11 protein-coding genes are annotated in these 24,389 nt (G+C 47.7%); all 11 read right to left on the bottom strand.

Annotation, left to right across the window (positions count from 1 at the left end):
* Positions 1-32: 32 nt before the first annotated feature.
* The gene (locus tag F3J22_RS20780; RefSeq protein WP_167019851.1) at positions 33-1,958 is read right to left on the bottom strand and encodes a glycoside hydrolase family 97 protein; all 1,926 of its coding nucleotides are present in this window, start codon (positions 1,956-1,958) and stop codon (positions 33-35) included.
* Positions 1,959-1,971: 13 nt separating this feature from the next.
* On the bottom strand, positions 1,972-3,555 hold the full coding sequence (locus F3J22_RS20775) for a hypothetical protein (RefSeq protein WP_167019850.1): 1,584 nt from the start codon (positions 3,553-3,555) through the stop codon (positions 1,972-1,974).
* Positions 3,556-3,571: 16 nt separating this feature from the next.
* On the bottom strand, positions 3,572-4,846 hold the full coding sequence (gene fucP, locus F3J22_RS20770) for an L-fucose:H+ symporter permease (RefSeq protein WP_167019849.1): 1,275 nt from the start codon (positions 4,844-4,846) through the stop codon (positions 3,572-3,574).
* A gap of 102 nt (positions 4,847-4,948) precedes the next feature.
* Complete coding sequence (locus F3J22_RS20765; protein WP_167019848.1) at positions 4,949-6,931, bottom strand: alginate lyase family protein; 1,983 nt, start codon at positions 6,929-6,931, stop codon at positions 4,949-4,951.
* Between the two features lie 12 nt (positions 6,932-6,943).
* Entirely contained in the window at positions 6,944-8,770 is a 1,827-nt protein-coding gene (locus F3J22_RS20760; protein ID WP_167019847.1) for a glycoside hydrolase family 97 protein, read from the bottom strand.
* A gap of 97 nt (positions 8,771-8,867) precedes the next feature.
* Positions 8,868-12,269: an alginate lyase family protein gene (locus tag F3J22_RS20755; protein WP_167019846.1), complete on the bottom strand. Its 3,402-nt coding sequence runs from the start codon at positions 12,267-12,269 to the stop codon at positions 8,868-8,870.
* A gap of 36 nt (positions 12,270-12,305) precedes the next feature.
* Complete coding sequence (locus F3J22_RS20750; protein WP_167019845.1) at positions 12,306-13,694, bottom strand: glycosyl hydrolase family 28 protein; 1,389 nt, start codon at positions 13,692-13,694, stop codon at positions 12,306-12,308.
* A 136-nt stretch (positions 13,695-13,830) separates the two neighbouring features.
* A complete protein-coding gene (locus tag F3J22_RS20745; protein ID WP_167019844.1) occupies positions 13,831-14,832 on the bottom strand; it encodes an IPT/TIG domain-containing protein in 1,002 nt (333 codons plus the stop codon).
* Between the two features lie 22 nt (positions 14,833-14,854).
* Positions 14,855-16,627: a RagB/SusD family nutrient uptake outer membrane protein gene (locus tag F3J22_RS20740; RefSeq protein ID WP_167019843.1), complete on the bottom strand. Its 1,773-nt coding sequence runs from the start codon at positions 16,625-16,627 to the stop codon at positions 14,855-14,857.
* Between the two features lie 37 nt (positions 16,628-16,664).
* On the bottom strand, positions 16,665-19,829 hold the full coding sequence (locus tag F3J22_RS20735) for a TonB-dependent receptor (protein ID WP_167019842.1): 3,165 nt from the start codon (positions 19,827-19,829) through the stop codon (positions 16,665-16,667).
* A 266-nt stretch (positions 19,830-20,095) separates the two neighbouring features.
* A complete protein-coding gene (locus F3J22_RS20730; RefSeq protein WP_167019841.1) occupies positions 20,096-24,193 on the bottom strand; it encodes a two-component regulator propeller domain-containing protein in 4,098 nt (1,365 codons plus the stop codon).
* Between the last annotated feature and the right edge of the window lie 196 nt (positions 24,194-24,389).

Genomic DNA, 24,389 nt, shown 5'->3' with positions numbered 1-24,389 from the left:
GCTTTTTTAAGATGCCTGTGGCATTTTATAAATTACTCAATAACCATTACCAAGCCGCCGTTGGGTTTCAATTCCGCGGGCAGTATGCCATTTGCCGGAATATTCACGGTAGCCTGTTTCAGCAGGTCCACCTCATCATCTGTCATTAAATTACCCTGCCTGTTCTTCAGGAAAGATAAATCGATACGCAGCTGCTTTGCTTTATTTTCGCCGTTCATCGCGGCGATATACCACTTACTTCCACTGCGGCGGGCCAGCACAACCAGTTTGCCGGGAAAACCATCAATGAAGCGCGTTTCATCCCAGGTATCCGGTAAGTTACGCAGGTATTCCTTCGCAAAGGCAGGAACATGGCTCATCCCATCGGGAGATTCCGCCATATGCTGTACACCCGACAGGAAAGTCACGGTAGTAGCCAGCTCAAATGCACTGGTTGTTTTACGGACAACATTGGTATTTAATTTATAAAGATTCATTGGCGTGAAGTCCATAGGATCAAAGGCATTTCTTGTGAAAGGCAGCATGGTAGCATGATTGGCTTGCGCATTTGCATTGCGTTGATCAAATGTTACAAACTCCATTCCCATGATTGCTTCCTGAGTAACCAGATTGGGAAAAGTACGGGAAAGGCCGCGTGGCAATGTGGCGCCATGGAAATTAACCATCAGCTGATACGCTGCTGCGTCACGCAGGATATCCTCATAGTATTTCATTACTGACTGTCCATCACCACCCATAAAATCAATTTTCACCCCTTTGATGCCCATAGACTGCAGTATTGCAAACTCTTTCTTACGAGCTTCACTGGTAAGAAGTTTGTTCCGTGGCGTGTATTTTACGGTGTTCCAATCGCCGGCAGAATTATACCAGAGAATCAATCCAACGTTTTTACCTTTTGCATAATCCGCCAGCTCCTTAATTTTATCATAGCCGATATTTCTATCCCAGTTAACATCTATCAGACAATACTGCCAATGCATATCCGATGCAAAATCGATATACTTATGCTGTTCATCATATACGATAAAATCATCTTTACTGTTTATCCAGCTCCAGCTGGCTTTACCCGGATGGATATACGAAGTATTACCGATTGGATCAGCATCTGCCAGATCCGTTCCCAGCGTAGATTCTACAATTGTTTTCAAACTCCCCACCGTTATGATCCTCCAGGGAGAAAAGCCATTCATAGGTTGTTGCGGATATAATCCCCCATCCAGTACCACCTCACGGGAATCCGGGAATGCAACCTTATATGTACTTCTTCCACTATCGCAATCCAGATGTGTACCACACCAGGCGGCGCCTACAGCCGCTTCAGTAATCAGCAGCCAGTTGTTGTTTACCTTAAACAATGCCGGATATACGAACCCTGCTCCCAGTGAGGCAGGCGTTCCTACAGGCACATCCTGTGCGTAATGCTCTTCATAGGAAGGATTGGTATGCTCCCATCCCGATTTAGCCACTGCCAATGGTTGCAAAAAAGCCCTGGCGCTATCTGGTAATTTAAAGGAAGTATATTCAGCACGTACCAGTTTTATCTCCGGGCTACCCAAAAACTGGTACCGGAAGGCCACGCCATCATTAGATACCTGGAAAACCACTGCCAGCTTGTTGCCGGACCTATCTTCAAAAGTATAGACCGCTTTATTGGCGTCATAAACGTTGGTAGCTTTTTTTCCGCTGACAAGACTATACTGATCATGCACGGCGGTAACAGGGGAAGTAGCTACCAGCTTCAGTCCATAAGATAAATCAAGATCATACAACATCAACCCTAAGGCAGATGGCGCCAGTACCACTGTTTTATTAAGCGCAACAGCATATTTCGGAACACCTCCTTTATCAACAGTTACCGTTACTGCCAGTTTTCCGTCAGGACTGGTCAGCTGTTGGGCAAATAATGGACATCTGCCTGAAAAAATAAATAAAGACGCTAACAAAACGACTTGTTTCATGACTCGTGGAATTTTAATCTGCATTAATGTTGAATGACTGCTCTACCGGCATAGCAGTCCGATATTTTCCGTTGATGCCGTACTGCCAGGCTACTACAGTCACTTTCACCGGAAACCTGGCACGGGGCGGTATTGTGGTAAAAACGATCTTATTATCCTGTATATAGGCCGGGCCTTCTTTTACATAATAGAAAACTTTTAGTCCGGATGTGGCGCTGGCCGACAGCCGCCATTCTTTTATACCTTTTACCTGGTCAGGCAGCGGTTCAAAATGAATTTCCTGCGACTGGCCGCTGGTTTGAGGCAGCGGAATTTTAATGTTTAATTGTTGAACCACACTTTTATAGTTTTTATCGCCACTGTTTTCAGCGATTAACCAGATATCATTGCTTCGCTTATTATTATTCATGCCCATGCGATAAAAGTCTACCCTGAAAGTGGTGTCATTGATTTTCTTAACGGGGCCGCATATACGATTTAACCGAAGCGGTGTAATAGCATGTGCTGATGTGGCAGACAACCGCGTTGTATCAGTAAAGCATGCATTGACATTAAAAGTCACCCCATCTGCCTGCAGCTGTACACCGGCTGTAAATACGGCATGCGACCGATCAGGCTTCAACATGCTGCCATGCTGACGGAAGCCGATATATTGCGGTTGCTTCCCTCTTGCCAGCTGATAATAATGTTCCGTTGCTGCGGCAAAAGATTTATCAAAGACCCACGAAGCATTCTTCCTGTTGCCGCTATATGCATTATAGGGAGCTGCCAGTGACAATGGTAAACTATCCTTATGCCATCGGTCCATGAGCCAGCCTTCCGCTGGCGATACCGGCCGGAGGCCATCCGGGCGGTTTCTGAAAGCTACCGCCTTCCTGATGAACAGTGCAATATAATCTACCAGGTTATCTGATACGTCAAAATGCCCATGTCCGGCATCTGCAAATAAAGTAATGGTACTGGCAGGATGGGCCAGAATATAATTAAACGCCGGTGTAATGCGATCTTCCCACCACTCATATTCTCCCATGATAAAGAGGGCTGGAATACCGTCTATATTACGATTTTGCCAATCCGGGTTTGGCTTGCCACTACCGGTAAGCGGTGTTAGCGGCGCATCGCCATGCAGGGAAATGAGGGCAAGTGTCCGCGATGGCGCCCATGCTGCGAAGTTCCAGGGAAAACTGGCCTGCGCAGAGTGCCCCACAGGAATAACAGGAACTGTTCTTAATTCATCATATCCTGATACAGAGGCCAGCTGGTCCATCATATATTGAAAGTCAGCGGGAGCATCTCCCTTAAAATCAAATACCTGTGCTATCAGCGGCGTAACCCAAACTTCCCCAATACCTAATTCAGCGAGTGTGGCACGCAGTTTCGGGTGTTCGAGCAAAGGTTCTTCCGTCATATTATGCTGCCCAAAAATAATCCCATTCAGTTTGGTACAATGCTCCGGTATCCATAGAAATGCCTGCGGATGGGCGTTGGTTTCACCTGAAGTCTGGCTGCTTACACTTACACGCCACTGCCATACCTGTGCAACAGCAAATGATGGCAGACAGCAAAACCCTATTAAAAAGAGGTATAGTAGTCTCATGGAATCCTTATAACGATTATGGCGCCACCTCTTCCGCTACCGCTGCCGGCTGCGGTTTGCGGTTAACCTTATAAAATTTAAATCCAAACAGGAAGATGACCAGGTAGCAGATAATCGGTAAATAATAAGCGCCTGCTACATTATGGTTTGCAATCCTACCCATCAGAAATGGAAAAAATGCGCCACCCACAACGCCCATGGAGATAAAGGAAGATGCCTGCTGCGTATGTTTTCCAAGGTCTTTCAGGCCCAGACTAAAGATTGTCGGGAACATGATACTGAAGAAGAAATTGATCATAAACAGCGCCACATAGGAAACCGTACCCCAGGCCTGCGCTACGATCAGGCACATCATGATACTGCCAAAGGCAAAGGATGCCAGCAGTTTATTAGGCGCGATATACCGCATCAGCCAGGTGCCGATAAAGCGGCCGGCAGCCATGCAAGCCATAAACAGCACCATAAAGTTAGCCGCCTTTTCATCCGAGTAGCCCATCACATCATGACCATAATTAATGAAGAAGCCCCAGGTGCCGGCCTGTGCAGCCACATTGAAAAACTGTGCCGCCGCTGCCCAAACAAAATGCCTGTTGCTGAAAAGCGATGTTCGTTTAGTCGTGGACGTATTATCTGCTGATACTTCCTCCTCGTGATGTATCCCTAACTTAGGAACACGCACCATGGCGAATATCACAGCAATCAGCGCAATAAAAATACCGATGGCGGTATAGAGATTTTTTACAGAAGTAAGGTCATTCTCTGCCTGGCCGGCATTGCGGAACAGGAAATAGCCACCGACAGCAGGGCCTATCATGGTGCCCACCGCATTGAATGACTGCGCGAAATTGATACGCGCATCGCTGGTACGCTGGTCGCCCAGCATGGCTACAAAAGGATGTGCCACTGTTTCCAGCGTTGCCATACCACAACCTAATATAAAAAGTGCCAGCCGGAACAAAGCAAAGGAGCTATTATCCGCCGCTGGAATAAACAGGAGCATCCCCGAGGAAAACAAGGCCAGTCCAAGTAAAACGCCACTCTTATAACCAAACCGCTTCATAAACATTCCGGCCGGGATACTCATAATAAAGTAAGCACCAAACACGGATAGCTGAATTAATCCTGAATCGGATTTTGAGAGGTGCAGCACATTCTGGAAATGTTTGTTCAATATATCACTCATCGACATCGCAATCCCCCAGAACATGAACAGGGACGTAACGAAAATAAAAGTAACGATGAATTTATGCGCTGTAAAAGCGGGCTTACCTTGTGTACGTGGAATTTCCATATTTGTAAAATTGACAATTATTATGCTATGGAGAGATAAAATATGAAACTTTATAATAAAATACTATCCTCTGTATAAAAATACCGGATTAATATTTTGCTATTAAGGGCAAACCCTTACGATAGTAGTATTCGCGATATTGGAAGCTACTACAATCCCCAGCAGCATAGGTTTGCCGGCCATCCATTCTGCCGAAGCCAGCTGCTCCCAGGTTTTACCATCATAGGAACCTGAACCCGTGATTTGGCCGAGCCGGTATTTAATTTTCAGCCAGTAAGAGCCTGTCAGCCGGCCATAGGTAACAGCCGGCGCCTGCAAAGGCAGTGTTGCTGCCGGCGCCATGCCTTTCTGTCTCATTTGTACGCTCCAACGGGGCGCTTCAATTTCCTTTGTTTTAGCCGGATATAATACCCAGGCGGCATAGGGACTGCCTGGCTGCAAGTCCTGGCGAAGCATCAGGCCTACGGCGGTAAACTGCGAACCCGGTTGCGGACAAACCTGTATCACCATTTCTCCAGCTCCTGTGATGTTTTTGTAAGTATAATTGAAACCATTGGCGATGCTATCATTGAATACACCAGCGGCTTCTATCCTGAACATGGCCCCGTCGGACAGGGCTTTGCCGGGTTGTTTCACTGCGCCAATATCGCAGTTATGCCAGCCGGTGGGCAGTCCGCCGCCAACCATCGACGCCGGCAGGGAGACGGCTGATTCCATTCCTTTGCTGCGGCCACTTACCGTGTAGTAATACAGTGTACCGGGTTTTGCAGTACTGTCTGTGAAAGTGTTGCCATGCGCAATACCCATCGACTGCCAGGGGCCTTGCTGCCGTAATCCGCGCCGTACGGTATATTCGTTTATGCCTGCCAGTGGTACCCAGGAAAGCTGAGTAATAGCTTTCGCAGTAGTAAGGATAAGCCCTGCAGGCCTTGACCTGCCTATTTCCTGCGATAGTTGCTGCTTTTCAGAGATACTGTAGAACAGGGTGCCATAGCCGGGATGATCGGCGCCAGGCATGCCGGGACCTTCGGGCCGCAGCTTTGCAGCCGCTTCACTGACGTAGGGAGCAGCCATCCCTGCACGGTGTACATAATGATTATAGACCTGTTCATATACCGCACGCAGGTTGCCGCGAGCCTGTTCAGAAGGGCGCATATGCGCATATTTCCCGGTACGGTCCAGCATCGGCGTATAGGCAATATCGTTATAACCGAGATTATATTTTGCGGTGTACTCAAACCCTTTCAGCAGGCGGTTATCCGCATAGCCGTAGAGATCCAGTCCCTGATGCCAGGCCATTTCACAGCATTCTGCCAGCATACCCAGTCCCAGCTGCGTATGCGCCTGATCGCGGCCGGTTTCCTGCACCTGGCCTGCTTCGTTAACGATATAATTCGTGAGACTACCATTCCCCCATCCGTTTACGTAATAACGTACCGCCTTTTCGAAGATCTCACTATTATTACAAAAGATGCCGATGGCCATCACAGTTTTCAGGGCGGCATCATCCCAGTTACCATTGGCAAAAGGCGCAAATTCCGCCACCACGGGGTAGACCACTTTCAGAAAGTGTTGTTCTGCTTTGCTGATGGCTGACTTCGGCCATGCAGGATAAGTATAACGCAATATTTCTGCGGCATTAATCATTTTGAAAGGACCAAGTCCGGCCATTAATACGGCATCGCGGCCGGTAATCGCCTGCAATGAGTCGGCCCAGCTGTCTATAATTTGCACCGCTTTCTCTGCATAGTGCTGATCGCCGGTGATGGCCCACATCAGCGCATGCTGATAAGCCGCGTTGGCATCGCTGTCGTAAGTGGATTGTCCTACCGTTGGATTCCGGCCCACCATAGTCATGGGCCCTTGCTGCGTATAGCTATCAGCAGAGAAAGGGCTGCTTTTAAACACTTCAAATCCTTCGTATATGGGAGAGCGTTTGGTTATAACGGCTGCTTCCATTCGTTCCAGGTCTGCCATACTGTGTAACAGGCCTGGATGTATGAATGGCGCCGTTTGGCCACTGGCACGGCATATGGCCGCCAAAAATAAAATCGTGATGTATAAACCCCGCTGAATATGCTTCATTTCTTTCATTTTTTATCGCTGCTGACGGAAGATTACCGCCAATCCACCTTTTGCTGAAAGCTTTACGGGCAGCTTGTCCTGACTGGTCAGGGTCAATATTTTCTTTGTAATGGAATTATTGTCGCCATCTTCATATACCGTAACTTCATATTGTTGTCCCGGCGTTAGAAAGGAAAGGTCCAGTGTTGTTTGCCAGTCCTCCAAGCCTGCGGCGCAGCCAAGGTACCAGCTATCCCCGTTTTTTCTGGCAATAGCGATACCCTCACCGATGTTACCTGCGAGGTAATGCGATTCCGACCAGGTAGTAGGTATCGCATCATAAAATGCTATCTCTTCATCGTTCGTATAGTCGTTAGGTTGACCATACCAGAAAATCGCCTGCAAGGGACTGAAGTAAACAACGCTCAGTGCCAGTTGCTGGGCTTTTGAGACCTTAATATTTTTTGAAAAGCTGTTTTTTGAATTAGGGAAGCAGAAAGTGAAATCTGCCGGCCCTGCCAGAAAGCGGGTGAAAGGCAGGGTCGTATTATGAAAGGCATCCGGGCTGTTTTCATCTCCCCTGATACCTTCCTGCGTTAATAGTGCGGGGTAAGTGCGACTCAATCCGGTGGGCTTGTAATTATCGTGAATATCCAGTATAAAGCCGTATTGCTGTACTTTATCGATCGCCTGTGTCAGCCAGGTGAGACCGGATTGGGTGAGGCCATCAACGAAACCGAACTTAATACCTGCCACGCCCCATTTTTTAAACAAAGGCAAAATAGTATCCAGCCTGGCTTTCAGGCCTACATAATTTACATAAAGAATTACCCCGATATTATTTTTCTTGCCATAGGCAATTACCTTTGGCATATCAATGGCGGGAATCACCTGGCAGGGATCTGAAGTAGAACGGAATTCTGCGCCATACCAGCCTGCATCAAACATGATATACTGGAAATGATGTTTCACTGCAAAATCGATACAATCCAGGCCACTTTGTGTGTTTAGCTGTGCACGGATCAACTTGCCGGGCCGTATCCAGGCGTAATCTCCCGGCGCTGCCGCCGGAGAAAGTGCATAGCTGATATAACGGCAATGTGCCAACGCAACGGCATTGCTTCCAATACTGATCGTGCGCCAGGGCGTTATACAGCTTTGCCGGAAAGCAACGGCGGTATCATGCGGGAATTTCGTCAGCAAAGTATTACCATCCTTTCCCCGCGCCAGTTCTGCCTTGGTATAGGTGAAGTTGGCGGCCTCCCCTATCTGAAAATAAAGGCCCTTTGATACCAGTGTTACCGGTAAGTCGGTAGTAGTTTTGAAAGTATCAACAATGGTAGGAACAAAAACGGATTCTGAATTATATTGATAAATCAGCGGTGATGCCGGAAAAGTAAAGCCGGTATTCTCTTTCAGCTGATGCATTACTGTATCTGCAGCACTCACCTGGTAGCGAAAGGCAATGCTGCTATCCAGCACCTTCACCTCTATTGTAACCGTCTGATGTTTGTTCGTGGCATATTGCAGTTGTGCCTGCTGGTATTGAATATCCAGCGAAGAGCGGTCTAATAACGGTGTAGCATATTTTTCATGGTGCAAAACAGGCCGTTCATAGCGTAGCAGTTTTTCCGGCCGGAAGGTGGTATTATCAATGACAATATCCATGTCGGACCAGGCCGTCACCGGCTGCCGGTTGAAAGAAACCCTGTAACTGAGCTTACCGCTGCTATTGCGAAGCTCCAGTGTTGTTGATTTCCCGGGAGATAGAATCGTATATGCCTGCGCGTTAACGGATATACGTAGCATTGATAATGCAACAATGATCAGTAATACATAAGAATGGAACCGAAGACTCATTTTCAATATTTAAATATTTGATAGATGGCAAAGGCTTGCTCCGAGGGGCTCCACGAAGCAAGCCGCAATGCCGGCATTTAACTTTATGGTACTGGTATCATCTGCTTATAATAACGGGTAAGGAGATATTATTATCTATCCTGAGCCAGTAAACTCCTGCTGCCCCACCGGAGGGAATTGATATATTTACCGGACCAGATAAGGCTTTCACCGATTTCACAGCAATCAAAGCTCCCTGTCCGTTATATAATTCCAATAATATGGCCTTACCTGTTGAAAAAACATGCTTGCTGAGATCTACATAAAAATGGTCCTTTGCAGGATTCGGGTAGATAGTGATATTTCCATTGTCCGCTCTTGTTATTTTAGAAAGGCCTGCGCTATCTATAGGCGACACGCCTTTAAGATATACAGTAATTTTCGGATTTTCATGCATACCTGCTAAATGCAATGCAGCAGAATCGACTGACTGCAGCGAGTCTGGCGCCGGTACCAGTCTGAATGGGAAACTGAAAGGGAAGGGATCATTGGCGCTGCCTGCAACACCAGCTATTTTTGTTGCATTGATATACCAATAACCGTTGCCCCCCTTCTCTGTCCGTTGGACGGCATAGTTTTTTCCATCGCTGTAAATGTTGTAGGTATTCCATACCGGGTCGTAGACATTGGTCCCGAATTGTGCATTTTCATTAATATAATTCTGGTAGGCGGAAGGAGGCGACAGTGAAATTATTTTGTACCTGCCATTGGTTTGTTTAGTGATCTGCCAGCGTTGATTGGCAGCGGTAGTATCTGCTGTATAAAAGGTGGGCGAATTACTGGCATCGGCCGTCCATTGCAGGTTACCTGATGATGGCCGGATCATATATATACCATCTGCCAGCACATTTGTTAATACATCCATCGATCTTCTGTACCTATCAATTTCTGCCTGCAAAATATTTACATAGCTGACTGCCTGTGTAGACGTTTGAATGGCGGCATAGGCTGCCTGCACCATATTCAGGGAATCCTGCAACCTGCTTTTTGCCGCTACGGGATATTTTCCCGGTTCACTGCTGGTAGTGGTAGCAGTGGCATCCAGTAATAGTTGTGCTGCCTGTATGGTAGCGTCCAGGATACCGTGGAGGTCTGGTTTCAGCTCAAAGCCAAAAGATGCGGGGATGTTACTGTTGGTGCTTCCGGTCTGGGCACTGATGGTTTGTCCGGTCTGGTACCAGAAGCCATTACCTGCCTTCTCGGCGCGCTGCACCGCATAATAAGTACCATTGAAAAAAATATGATAGGTATTCCAGGTAGCATCGTAGGCATTTTTGCCAAACTGCGCATTTTCATTGATGTAGTTCTGGTATCCTGGCGGCGGCGTGCCCAGTGTAATAATTTTATAGCGTCCGTTTGTCTGTTTCGTGATACTGAATACCTGTAGATATACACTATCCGACAACGCATCTATTTTAGGTGTGTTCGACTGGTTGCTGGTAAACACGGAATCACGCAGCGGGATTTTAATGTAGTAGAGGCCATCGGCCAGATTATCCATATCATAATACACTGCGCTTTTATATCGCAGTATAGCACTGTCCAGCAGGTTGATATAGCTTACCACCTGCGGGTCGGTGGCGGTCGTACTATCGTAGACGTTATAGACATACTGGATACTGTCGCTCAGTAATACTTTGGCAGCAGGCGGATAATTCCCTGCAATCACCTGTGTACTGGCGGTTGTAGAATCCCGTAGGGTTTCGGCTTCTTGCAGCTTCTGTTGCAGTTCCTGCTTTACTTTTCGCAAGGCAATGATAAAAGTGACACTATCACTTTGGCCGCAGGGGCCTGTATATACCAACGTCCGTTGCTGATCTGCCTGTACATTGGACACCAGCAACTCACGGGTGGTATCACCTGTGCTCCAGCGGAAGGTACCTGCGCCAGCCATACCACCGCCCATGCCCTGTGGGCCCAGTTTAACGGTAGCACCCCTATCTACCTGCACCTGCGCTGTACTCAGCCAGGTACCGTTTACCTGGATATAGGGTACGATAAAAGCGCGTCCGCAATCACCATCTACCGACAAAGCAAATAACTGTGTTTTTTTAGTACCACAGGCATTGGTAAAGGTAGCCCTGTAAATACAGCTTTTCTGAATACTATCCAGCACAAGATCCTGCGTGGTAGCGCCGTTAGACCATACCCAGCTGCCGCCTGATGACACCACCGGATGCAGGGTTATGGAGCTGCCCGGCTTTATCTGTAGTGTAGACGACGTATAGGTTTGACCGTTATACATAATATTTGCTGTAATCATGGTAGGCGGACAGGTAACAGGCGTGGTATCCAAGGCGCTGGTGAGCGTACCATAGCCCAGATGATCGAAGCCGCCGCTGGTGGTACCATAATCACCACCGCCACCTTCCGGGCGGGTAATAGTAAGGAATTGTTCCGAATAAGGCACGGAAACGCCCATACGATTTTTATAATGGTTCACTACCCTTTCCCAGATGGGCCTGATGCCACCACGGCCATTTTCACCAATCACCGTCTGGTTCACGTTATCGCAGTTGTTATAGGGAATGTTAGGCACATCATTGCCCAGGTTGTACTTTGCCACATATTCCATCCCTGCCAGCAACCGGTTATTATCGTAGCTGAAGAGGTCTTCCCCCTGGTTCCAGGCCACCTCACAGATATCTGCTGCCAGGCCCACGCCCAGCAGCGAATGACCCTGATCGCGGTTGCTTTCCTGCCACTGGCCCAGCAATGGCGTATGCAGGTAGTACACGACATTTTTCAGCGCTTCTGTGTAGTTGGCAGATTTCAGGTAATACAAGGCCTCATTAAACATATAAACATCATCACATAAAATAGCGATGGCCATTACACTGGAAACATTTGTCAGCCCCCAGTTGGCCCAGTAGTGGCTGGCACAGGTACCATTGCGCCGGTACAGAAAGTCGGAGGAGTACGAATAGAAAACCTCCCGCATAAACGTTTTAAATTTAGTAAAATCTGTTGCCGACCAACCCGGATAATCCCGGACCAGTTCTGCTGCATTGGCAAAGGCGAAACCCTGAAAACCTGCCGCCAGCGCTCCATCCGTAGAACCACCGATGGAGGTGCAAACAGCAGCCCAGGCGTTCAGTATCTGTACCGCCTTGGCTGCATACTGGTCCTCGCCGGAAATCTTCCAGCGCAGTGCGCACTGATAGGCAGCAGCGGCATCATTCATGGCGCTGGTATAGGTTTGCGGCACGGAGCCTCCCCTGTTCAGCGCAGCACTGGGATTGGGGGAATAACCAAGCTGTGCATGACTGTTGGCCAGTAACTTATCCCAGCCCGACTTCCAGGGCTGTGCACCTGCCTGCACCTTTTGCTTCATCCGCTGGAAATCAGCTGCTGTATGCAAAATGCCGGGATGCACAAACGTCTGCGCATATATCGTTGGCCATGCCAGCAACAGTAAAAAAAATAAACAGATCCTAAAAGGAGTAAACAATGTTTTCATCGTGGAATTTTTAGGTATGAGTAATAGAAAGTCTATTTATTCTTTCTTTGTGAAAACAAGCCCACGCACAAACTCTCCTACAAATATTCTTGCCATATCTGCCGTCTTGTACCATGCAGGCTTTCCGGCCATATTATCTGCCATCACCACACCATTGATACGCAGATTTTCAAATACAATATTTTTAATCATACGATCTTCACTATAGCCGGTGATAACAGACAGCTCCGCATCATTACCATTATAGGCGATATTTTTAAAGAAGATATTTTCTATACCTCTGCCCGGGGCTGTGCAGTATTTCTGGTTAAAAGGAATCTGGAGGTGGATCAGTTGTCCGCAGCGGATATGCTCTACGCGGATATCTTCAAAATAAACGTCTTTCACCAGGTTATTATCGCCGGCATTGATCGCCAGGCAGCCCTGGTAATCGATTTGTTTTTCCTGGTGCTCCAGTATGTCGATATTGGTATAATGCAGGTTTTGAATAGTATCCGGATGATTGGTATTGCCGTGAAGGCCAATATGTATCGGGTGCGCCACATCTGCCCACAGCACTGAATTACGCATGGTAATATTCCTGCAGCCACCGGTAAACCCTTTACGGGTGGCGTAAACGGTAGTACAGTCATCAGAATTTCTGCAGAACACCTGCTCGAACAATACATTATTACTGGCAAAAACATTCATCCCATCTCCCCAGCCATAATAGCTAAAACTCTTCACGTTTCTTACTGTTACAGAGTCGGAGCCGCCAACCGGACATTGGGTCAGGCTGATTCCTTCCACCAATACATTCTTTGCATGTGCAACACGTACACCTTCTTTCACGGAGAAATCAATGATACCGCGGCCAGTAATGGTTACATCTCTCGCATGATCTACCACCAGCCTGCCTTTCAGCACGGCGCCACCTGCCAGGAACACCGTTTTCCCTGATGGAATATTTAAACTGCCCCCTGCTATTTCATGAATGCCGGGGCCGAAATAGATCACCTCTTTTTTTGTTGAATCCGGGATAGATAATAAAACAGGATTGGCAAACAGGTGAAGATTATGGTATTTATCGCCATTTATTTCAACAGAAAGGTTCATCGGCTGCTTCAGCCGGAAGTATACCGTATTACCTTTTATCGTACAGGCGATGCCGTTAGCCAGCGGCCTTACCACCGCTTCTTTCACCTGTTGTTTGTTGGAGGTGACGGCCACCTCTACCTCACCAGAGAAGTCGAAAGTAGCCATGGACGCATTTTCTACGTGATGATCCGTACCACGTACCTGATCTATCTTTACATTATATTCATATAAATCCTGCCAGGCCCCACCAGGCGTTCTTACCTGTACTTTAAAATCACTGTTGTGAATTGCATTGCCTTCCTTTGCTCCCGGGAACGGATACACGATCAGTTGCGGAGGCAGGGCCATGCAAAGTTTACTTAGCGACAAACAGGCAATCAAAAAAACGAGTTTAAACAAAATCCTATCGTAATACATCTTAATAATTTGAAAAATGCTGGTAAAATATCTTAAAGGCCGTTGGTGAAACCTGGGCAGTAATCTATTAATGTGAGCCGTAGAACTCGATCTCCGCGATATTACAGTACCCGGCAGCGGAGTAATAATATACATAGCGGTAGCGTGCGGTGCTGCTGATAGCCGCTTCTGTATATACACCTGTTGCCGGTGCCGTCGTAATGGTATACAGTGTGACGAAGTCTGAAAGTGAGGGATCGTTGGCACCGCGGATTTCACCACCCACCATGCGCGCAGCGTTGCCGCTTCTGGGCACATAGCGCACCGATTTCAGGATAACGGAAGCGCCAGCGCCCATGTCGTAGCCTACATACCCCGTTGCAGTGGCAGCATCTACATAGGTGGCGATGTTGCCATCTACCGCTGCACTGATCATCGTAGCAGGATTGTTAGACCAGGATCCCGAATGACCGATCAATGTACCGGAGAGTTTTACTACACCTACCAACAGGAAGGCGCCGGTTAAATTCTGTCCGTCTACTTTTAGTGTAACCGTTCCCGATGGTGCCTGCGGAACAGTGAAATGAACCTGATCTGCCGCCACGGATACCACCTGTGCTGCTACATTACCTACATATACCTGCACCAGTGATTTATCTGTACCGAAGTTCAGGCCGGTGAGCACGATGTCATCGCCCACCTGCGCACTGGTGGTACTCATGCCGGTTAGCTTTGCGGAGGGTTTATAGGTAAATACCTGCTGGGTAGAATCACTTTTACCAAAGATGACTACGGCTATCTTGCCTGTAGCGCCCTTCTGCGGCGCCTGCACAACGATCTTGTTGCTGGTCACGCTGCGAACGGTATCTGCCAGGACGCCATCGAAATAGACTTTAACGGCGCCGGTCACCTCTCCAAAATCACTACCGGCAATGGTTACATCATTCAACGCATATCCCTGCTTAGGCGAAAAATCACTCACCACAGGAGCAGGATAACTGAATTGCCTGAACTGTGCATCTTTTTCACAGGAGATAAAAACACTCAACCATCCTGCAAGCATAATTTTTACTACTATATTTTTTTTCATAATGATCTGCTTAATTGATTTTTTAATAGCCTGGATTCTGCAGCAGGTTTTTATTGAGGATGATCTGACTGGTAGGAACCGGATACAGGTAATGTTTCTTTGCCACGGAATTATTCTGAGAGCTGGATACCACCACACATTTCAGGTTACCGGCAGGGGTAGCAACGCTCTCTTCCCCAAATACATAGGACGAAGGCTTATACGACGTAGTAGCGTTTCCGTTAGCATCTTTAAACGGTGTTACATAACTGCCATCGCCTACCACTCTGCCCAGGCGGGATGGATTCAGTGCAGCCTCCAGTATTCCCCAGCGTTTGAGGTCATCAAATCTTTTGCCTTCACGGTACAGTTCTACCGCCCGCTCTCTTCTGATTTCCTCTTTCATATCGAGTCCGTTCGCTGCTACCAGGCTATTACTCAAATGCGCCACACCGCCACGATCGCGAAGAATATTAACAGAGGCGTCCAGCTGCGCATCAGAGATAGCGCCATTCAGTTCCACCAATGCCTCTGCGTAGGTCAGGTATACTTCTGCCAGTCGGATCACCGGCCAGTTGGCAGATTCGGTGCGGTCTATACGGCGGGTACCATAGCCATATACCGCGTATTTACTGTTGCCATAGCCGCTGGCGCCCAAACTACCGTAATCAAGCGTTACTGCTGCCGGCGCTGTAGGCGCGCCGTATAAATAGGTCAGCAGCCGTAAATCCCTGTTCTGGAATTCGGAAGTGGTGGTATGGTAGCCCTGGAACAGTGGCGACTTTGCAGGCGGCAGTCCATCGGTACATACGGCCATGTCTACAAATTTGCGGCTAGGGTACAGCTGCCAGGATGTCCAGGAGATATTGATCCCGGATTGCCGCAGCGTATAGTCGTATACGGTATACAGTATAAATTCATTGTTGCTTTGTTTGTTATATGCACCGGGGTTGCTGCCTTCATCTTCCAGGTTGAACAGGTACCAGGAGCTGGAATTCGTCATCTTTGCATCTGCATTTTTATTCCAGATGGCATAACCGCCATTATTCATGATCTGCTGGCATAACGACACCGCATCGCTGAGGTATTTAGCTCCATTGGCAGCATCATAGCCCGCAGTACCCGCTCCCACAGCCGTTCCATCGCCGTCGGCAGACTGACCCACATACTTCTCCCAGGTAGCTTCATACAATTCCACCTGTGCTTTTACCGCCATAGCGGCCCATTTACTTACCCTTCCCTTATCCGCAGCACCGATATTCTGTTCTGTAGGCAGGCCGGCGATGGCCTGATCCAGGTCGGACAATATCTGGGCTACTATCTGGTAACGGCTCGCACGTTTGTCAAATAACTCAGGAGAGTCAACACCTAACACCTTTGTAACTAAAGGCACTCCGCCAAAGGTTTTCAGCAGATTGAAATAAGCGAAGGCCCTGAAGAAATATGCTTCGGAAACATACTGGCTGATATCACCTGCACCCTTATACGCCGCCGCTTTGTCCAGCAGGGTATTGCAGGTGCGGATACCACTGTAATTCCAGCTGGTGCTACCCACTGCAATAGTCCCCATGCCTAAGTCATTGCCGGTGCCGTTTCCATTGGCGGAGAGATCAGAACCATTGTCCATGGAGCCGAAGCTCCATCCCGGCAGCTGTCCGTAAAAGCCGGTGGCATAGTCTTTAAAATCCTTGGGGGTTTTAAAGTATACCGCATCGGTAAATTGTGCATTCGGCTTGAGGTCTACAAAGTTTTTCTGGCAGGAAAAAGTACTTAGTACCATTCCACCTATGATGATATGTTTTATGATCGTTTTCATGAATTACTATTTTGTCACTTGCCAATAATGAAAATTGCTACAGTCCTATGTTCAGGCCGAAAGACCAGGTCCTTCCAAATGGATAACCGCTGTTGATACTCGCTTCCCCCATTTCAGGGTCGAAGCCATCTTTGATGGATGTCCATTCCCAGAGGTCATTACCGGAGAAGTATACACGTACTTTGTTGAGCTTTGCCTTGTCTGTAAGCGTATGTGGCAGCGTATAGCCTACTATCAGTGATTTCAGGCGTATGTAGCGGTTATTTTGCAGCATGAAATCATTATTGACATAGTTCCAGTTGGCGCGGGTCGGATTGACAGTGAGTCTTGGATAAATGGCATCCGTATGCTCTGTTGTCCAGGTTTTACCGAGGAAGGTAGGGTTCTGATTCGTCCACAGGGCGGTAAACGGATAGGCCATATAGCCGCTGCGCATAATGTTTTGTTTGAGCTGTCCCTGGAAGGTGGCAAAGACATCAATGCCTTTATAGGAGGCACCCATATTCAGTCCGAAGGTATAATGTGGCGTACCATCACCAGCGTATACCAGTGAGCTTTTTTCATTGCCGATGTCTGTGATATTTTTTGTACCGGAAACATCTACCCTTTTTGTATCGCCGGGGCGTAAGGCCACGGCCTGGTTGTTTGCCGGCAGATTGGCCAGCAGTGAGCTTTTACCATAGGCAGCATAATAGGCATCTACATCTGCCTGGTCTTTGAAGTAGCCATCTGTTTTAAATACAAACCAGGACTGGTAAGGGTACCCATTCACGATATCGTTGCGGCCGGCGCCATAGCTGTTTTTCCCTTCGACTCCAGACACCAGTGTATTTGTATTACTGATGTTGAAACTGACGTTATAGTTAAAATCTTTTTTACCATCTTTCCAGCTCAGGATCAGCTCCCATCCTTTTGTTCTGAAGCGGCCACTGTTGGTTTTAGGCGCCGTACCGCCCAATACGGACGGATAGGTCACATCTACCAGCATACCGATATTCTCTTTCACGAAATAGTCGAAATTGGAGCTTAACCTGTTAGCCAGGAAGTTGAGGTCGACCCCGATATTCTGCTGTTTTACTTTTTCCCAGGTACGGTTATAGCTGATAAGTCCGTTGTTATTCAGGCTGGTGGCCTGTTGCTGCGATACCGGCGAACCTAAAACCGCCGTCCCGATATTGATGGTCGACAAATAATCAAATGCACCCAGTCCGGAAGCCTCGTTACCAGTGGTTCCGTACGTTGCCCTGACCTTACCGAAGCTCAGGATATCGTGGAATTTTTCCATGAAAGATTCGTTGGTAAATACCCATCCCACCTGTGCTGTTCCGAAGTTTTTAAACTTATATCCTGTGGCAAACCTGGAGTTACCGTCCCTTCTTCCTACCAGTTCTACCAGGTATTTCTCTGCATAGTTATAATTAAACCTGCCCAGGTAAGAATAGCGCCCGTTAAGGCTTTTAGAACCCGCATTTGTTTGTGTGGTGGTAGATGCCAGCCCTATATCATAAACACCCATATCGGAGAAGCCTACACGCTGTGCAGACACCCACTGTGTATTGTTTTTCTCTGCGTTGATACCCACCATGGCTGCTATATTATGATTGCGGTGCAGGGTTTTGTTATAACGCAGGAGTCCTGAGTAATACTGATACAATCCTTGCCAGGCGTAGGTATAGTAAATATTGTTGGTACCGCTTGTATTCAGGCCGATACCTTTGGGTTCGTTGTACCAGTTGTAGAGTTGCACGGGCAGCACATATCTTTCCTGGATGAACCTTTCATTCTGGAGGGATGTCAGTCCTTCCAGTGATAAGTCTTTTGTTAGCTGGTAGGTGGCTTTTACGTCCACCCTGCCGGTGAGGGAGTTCTTATCACTTCTTCCGCCGGCGGCTGTCATGGCGGCGGCATTTCTGTTGGCCCCGCCATCGACGCCATTGAAGGTGGCAAACCAGTTGCCGTAGGGGTTTTTCGCAGGGAAGAAAGGCATATCATAGGCATACAACGTATTGTCCAAGCCTACAGAAGGCTCACTGGTTTTAGCGTCTATCAGACTGATATTCGTTTCTAACTTCAGGTTTTCTGTCAGCTTATAATCATAGTTGAAGCGGGCATTGTACTGCTTCTGGCCATCATAGGCTGTAGCGAGGTTACCCTGGTTATCTGCATATCCGAAAGACAGGCGATAGGAAGATTTATCCGTGCTGTTGGACATGCTCAGGTTATGCTGATAGGAATAACGCGGGGCAAACATTTCCTTGATCCTGTTGGCACTATAGATATAGAAATCGATGCCATATAACTGATAGGCGCCTTCTACGCCCTGTTGCATTTTCTTCAGGTTATCTTCTCCCCACACCCACCAGTTAGGCGTTTTCTCTTCTTTATTAGCCTCAATCCACATGGTGGCATACTCCTTCAAATCCGGAGAGTAGCCGGTGATACCATTGGTAATAAAACGCATGTTGCCGTTATAGTCTACCTTCAGTTTACCTTTACCACGTTTGGTGGTTACCAGTATAACGCCATTGGCTGCACGGGAACCATAAATAGCTGCTGATGCGTCTTTCAGCACAGAGATACTTTCTATATCGTCGCTGTTGAGGTTTTGAAAGGAATAATAATTCAGTACCGGCACCCCATCCACTACGATCAGCGGATCACTGCCATTGACGGAGGAGGCACCGCGTATACGCAGCGCAATACCTTCATTGCCGGGGCGTGGCGAGCTCCTGGTGACCACCAGGCCGGGCGTCTGGCCTTGTAAAGCCAGCGCAACATTCGTAACAGCCCGACTCTCAAAGGTCTTCGCCGTCACCTGTTCAACGGCGCCGGTGAGCGTGGCTTTTTTCTGCTGTGCATAGCCCACCACTACTACTTCATCCATATTGCCCAATGGCTTGAGTTTCACGCTAATGAAATTTGCAGCAATCGCCAAAGTCTGCTTCTGAAAGTTCAGGTAACTGACAGTCAGCTCAGTGGCAGCAACAGGTACCGTCAGGGAGAACATCCCGTCTTTATCTGCGGTGGTACCCAGGTTGGTACCTTTGACAATAATAGTGGCGCCGATCAATGGCTCGCCGGATGCCTCACTGACTACCTTTCCGGAGATTGTTTTAGTTTGTGCCGATAGAAAGTTGGAGAATAGAATAAATAATAACGTGCCCAGTAATCGGGGGCATTTCGATGGTACGAATTTTTTCATATCCGTTTTTTTAGTGGATTTGAACGTGGATAATTATATGCTGTCAGTAATCCCACCAGTCGGGAAACACCGTTTGTTCTGCTGCCACCTCATCGGGTGCAGCGCATTTTGGTTGTAATGCAGGGACAATTCATGCTTTTCATGTAACGTAGAATGATTTAGTTGGAAAGTTGGTAGCAGCATGGAGTTCCCCCTTGCTTACCTGCAAAGAAAGCGTGGTTTCCCCCCTTATATAAGGGGGGTAATCGCATAAAAAGGGGGGTGTTTTAGGATTTTTTCCCGGGTTTTTCCAGTTTGAATTTTGGGCTAAATACTTTCCGGTATTTCCTGATATATTCGGAGGGGTTCATCCCGAATACCTTATTAAATTGTTCCCGGAAATATTTCACATCATTGATACCTACCTGGAATCCTATTTCATTTACATTAAGACTGGTATTGATCATCAGCTCCGCCGCCTTTCGCAGCCTGACAAAGCGTACAAAGCCCCGCAGCGACTCACCCGATACTTCCCTTATCTTTTTATAAACAGAAGAATGACTCATACCTATTTCCCTTGCCAGCACCTTGATATTGAATGCATCATTATCCAGGTTTTCCTCTACAATGGCGATACATCTTTCTACAAACTGCTGGTACTGGCCAGGGATCTTTAATTCATTTTTACGGAGGGTCACTTCATTGAGGAAGTAATTACGAAGATTATCAATTGTTTGCAGCACGGTTTGCACGGTGGCCATCAGGTAGTCCTTTTCAAATGGCTTGGTGATATAATGATCACCGCCGATGGACGCACTTTCCAGCTTACTGTCTTCCGCAGCACTGCCGGTCAGCAATATCACCGGGATATGGTTCAGGGCCGGACTTTTCTTGATCGCTTTACATAACTCTATACCCGACATCAACTGCATCTTAATATCACTGATTACGATATCAGGTACCAATGCAGTCACCTTTTCCAATCCCTCTTTCCCGTCTCCTGCCTCCACTATATGAAAGGCCGCCTTAAACATGCCGGAAATGTACTGCCGTATCTGCGGGTCGTCATCTACAATGAGCATAGTACGTTTAAGGCTGATGATAGCGCCGGGGTCCTGCTCTGTACCTGCTTCCTTCTCTTCCAATTCGGCGGTCATCTCTTGTGTGTACTTATTTTTTTCAGGATAGTCGTTTCCGTTAGTACCGCTATTTTTCTGCACGATAGTACCCGGAAAAGTGATCCTGAAAACGGTGCCTCCTCCTTGCCTGCTTTCCACATCTACTTTGCCATGGTGCATTTCCGTGAATTGCTTCACCAGGTACAACCCAATACCAAAGCCTGGCTGCTGGCCTTCTCCTTCTGCCCGGAAAAACTTATCAAATATTTTATGGCCCGTGCCCGCAGGGATACCACAGCCACTGTCTTCTATGAAAATAGTAAGGGTGTCTTCCCGGTGTTGCAGCTTCAACATGACTTTTCCGCCGGGAGGTGTATACTTCATGGCATTGGACACTAAGTTAAAAAGCACGACCTCCAGTTTCTCCCTATCTCCATAAACCCACAATTCCCCGGTGTTAGCCGAAAAATTAAAGGTGATATTACTTAATTGGGCCAGCTGCTCAAAGGACTGAAATACATCATGACAAAGCTCCGTAAAGTTGAACGGCGCCGGTTTGAAATGGTCTGTATCACTGTCGGCCTTTCGGAACAGCAGCAACTGATCGAGGAGGCGTAGCAGCCTGCGGGCATTTTTATAGACGAGGTTCAACTCCTGCCGGTGGTGTTCCACCACTTCTTCCTTTGCCATCATATCCTTTATGGGGTTGATGATCAGCGTCAGCGGCGTACGAAATTCATGTGATACATTGGTAAAAAATGATATCTTCTTTTCGTTCAACTCTCTTTCCTTTTCCGTTTGCATGTTGGCAAAAGCCACCTGGTATTTCAGTTTACGTTGTCTGTTAGTATATACCAGGTAGATGTACACCACACCCAGGAATAGTAGCAGGTAGACCAGAAACGCCCACCAGGACGTGTACCAGGGCGGTAATACGATCACCTCTATACTGATTTCATTGTCTATCCATTGTCCTTCGGGGTTGGTGCTTTTCACCCGGAACGTATAATGGCCACTGCTCAGATGTGTGTAGGTCGCAATCCTGTTATTGCCAGCCTGGTTCCAGGATTTGTCCCAGCCCTGCATATAATAGGCATACGAAATTTTGTTGGCCGTAGAGAAATCGAGCGCGGTAAAATCAAAGGAGAAAATAGCATTTCTATAGGGTACTTCCAGCCGGTGAACTTCGTCGCCTATACGATCTTTGATATAATCGGGTCGTTGTCCCATAGGCTGGTTGTCTATTCGTATATCCGTAAACAGTAGTTTGGGTTGCTGACCGGAAGGCACAATATCTGCCGGATGGAAAATGTTCATGCCCCTGATACCACCAAACATCAGTTCACCGGAACGTAGCGCCAGTGCGGCATTATAGTTGAACTGATCTCCTGTCAGTCCATCTCCCTGGTAAAAATTGGTAAATGTCTGCTGTTGGATATTGAAGCGCGACAAGCCATAGAAGGTGCTGATCCAGAGGTTTCCCTCCTTATCTTCCAGGATATTCAGGACGGCATTATTACAGAGGCCTTCGTTGGTGGTATAGCGCCGGAGGATCTTTCCTGTACCGGGATCAAAGCGTAACAGGCCACCACCTTCGGTACCTACCCAGAAATTACCGCCTGCATCTTCATGGATGGCGCGCACAGGATTGCCCAGCGTGTATACCTGATGGTGTTTATTTTGTGTATCTATTTTAATCAGACTACGTAGATTTCCAGCCCAGATATTACCGGCGCGGTCTTCCTGCATGGTGAAGAGGTCCGGCAATGTCGCATCAAACAGCTGGAACTTATCCTGTCTGCTGTCGTACCTGTACAAGGCGCCACTGTTGATGGCGCCCTTTCCGAAAGTACCGGCCCAGATGCCGTTGTTTCTATCTTTATAAAGGAGGTACACTGTTTTACTTTCGGTACGGCATACCGGGTTTATCAGGTTGTAATGCCGGAAGGCATTGGTTTTACTATCATATCTATTGATACCGCCCCAGAAGGTAGAAATCCAGATCTGCTGGTTTTCATCGCAGCGGATATTGGTAACAAAGTTATCACTGAGAGCTGTAGCATTGCCGGTTTGATGTACATAATTGGTAAACTCACTGGTAGCTCTGTTCCAGCGGCTTACCCCACCACCGTCAGTGCCTATCCAGATGTCGCCGCCAGGTGTTTCACAGAAAGCATATATGAAATTGCTGACCAGTCCGTTCGGATGATGGGTGTCCTGTAACACAGACTGGAAGCGGTCTTTCTTCGGATCGATGATATTAATCCCTCCCCTGAGTGTGCCTATCCATTTGCGGCCGTCGAGGTCTTCAAAGATGGTGATGGCCGAGCTACTGGTAAGCGAATAATTATTGGTACCACAGGGAATCTGCGCGGTTACCGCCCCATCTGTAGTGCGGATAACCGTGATCCCGCCACCGTTGGTGGCCACCCACAACTGTTGGGATTTATCGAGATATAATCCTGCAACCTTATTATAGGCCAGTTTACCATTTTCTTCTGTAAATGAGTCCTGGTACAGGTTTGCTGCGATATTATATTTCCATAATCCGTTGGGTGTACCTATCCAGAGGTAGTCCTTGTCGGCCTTGATACAATCTGCTGTGGCAACGGTGCTATTGATCAACTTTACCTGCCCTGCGTTCTTATCCAGCATACACAAGCCTCTACCCTGCACCAGCAGCCAGGTATCGCCATTATCCGCAATGCTGATACCCGGCACGTCATAGGCATTTATGCGCCGGCTCCCATCGGAGAACGGTACCTGCCGGGCGGTGTAGCTGCCTGCCGGACAAATCAGCAGCCCAAGGTTTTCGGTGGCGATCAGCATATTGCCACCGGCATCCCGCTTAATATCCCTGACAACAGCAGAAATCCTGGCTGTTTTGCCCGAACCTTGCAGCTGGTAATATACGCTGCTGAACTTACCGGTAACATTATCCAGGACATTCAATCCCTGGCGGGTACCCACCCATAGCTTATGCTGAACATCTTCATTGATAGTCAGTACCCAGTTGTTGACCAGGGAGCTGCTGTCGTTGAAATTATTGCGGAATACCTTAAACACGTTGCCGTCGTAGCGGTTCAGTCCATCGTAGGTGCCGAACCACATAAAGCCTTTATGGTCCTGGAAGATGCAGCGGACGGCATTATTGGACAGACCTTTTTCCATGCCCAGGTAGGTAATGATATGACTGGTATTGCTGGCAGCAGCAACTGGCAGAAAGGCGGCAATCAACAGTAAGCAGTAGGTCAGGAATTTTTTCATACCCGTGGATTGAAAGCATAAAAGATCAGCAGTACCTGATTTGGTTGATATAAAGTATTGACAGACAATGGGCATTACGAATTCGCCCCCCTTGTTATCATCAGCAATCTACATTAACCTGGCTTACCACAACAGGGGGGTATTCTGCTGATAAGGGGGGTATATTGGTATTTTTATTGTCAGGTAGACAATTATT

It is taken from the genome of Chitinophaga sp. Cy-1792 (genome assembly GCF_011752935.1).
Classification (GTDB): Bacteria; Bacteroidota; Bacteroidia; order Chitinophagales; family Chitinophagaceae; genus Chitinophaga.
The sequence above is the reverse complement of the archived record's forward strand: the minus strand, read 5'-3'. Positions and strand labels throughout refer to the sequence as shown.

Coding starts and splice junctions, on each gene's coding strand:
- F3J22_RS20780 (WP_167019851.1), bottom strand. CDS start 1,958: ATGAAACAAGTCGTTTTGTTAGCGTCTTTATTTATTTTTTCAGGCAGA.
- F3J22_RS20775 (WP_167019850.1), bottom strand. CDS start 3,555: ATGAGACTACTATACCTCTTTTTAATAGGGTTTTGCTGTCTGCCATCA.
- fucP (WP_167019849.1), bottom strand. CDS start 4,846: ATGGAAATTCCACGTACACAAGGTAAGCCCGCTTTTACAGCGCATAAA.
- F3J22_RS20765 (WP_167019848.1), bottom strand. CDS start 6,931: ATGAAGCATATTCAGCGGGGTTTATACATCACGATTTTATTTTTGGCG.
- F3J22_RS20760 (WP_167019847.1), bottom strand. CDS start 8,770: ATGAGTCTTCGGTTCCATTCTTATGTATTACTGATCATTGTTGCATTA.
- F3J22_RS20755 (WP_167019846.1), bottom strand. CDS start 12,269: ATGAAAACATTGTTTACTCCTTTTAGGATCTGTTTATTTTTTTTACTG.
- F3J22_RS20750 (WP_167019845.1), bottom strand. CDS start 13,694: ATGGCCCTGCCTCCGCAACTGATCGTGTATCCGTTCCCGGGAGCAAAG.
- F3J22_RS20745 (WP_167019844.1), bottom strand. CDS start 14,832: ATGAAAAAAAATATAGTAGTAAAAATTATGCTTGCAGGATGGTTGAGT.
- F3J22_RS20740 (WP_167019843.1), bottom strand. CDS start 16,627: ATGAAAACGATCATAAAACATATCATCATAGGTGGAATGGTACTAAGT.
- F3J22_RS20735 (WP_167019842.1), bottom strand. CDS start 19,829: ATGAAAAAATTCGTACCATCGAAATGCCCCCGATTACTGGGCACGTTA.
- F3J22_RS20730 (WP_167019841.1), bottom strand. CDS start 24,193: ATGAAAAAATTCCTGACCTACTGCTTACTGTTGATTGCCGCCTTTCTG.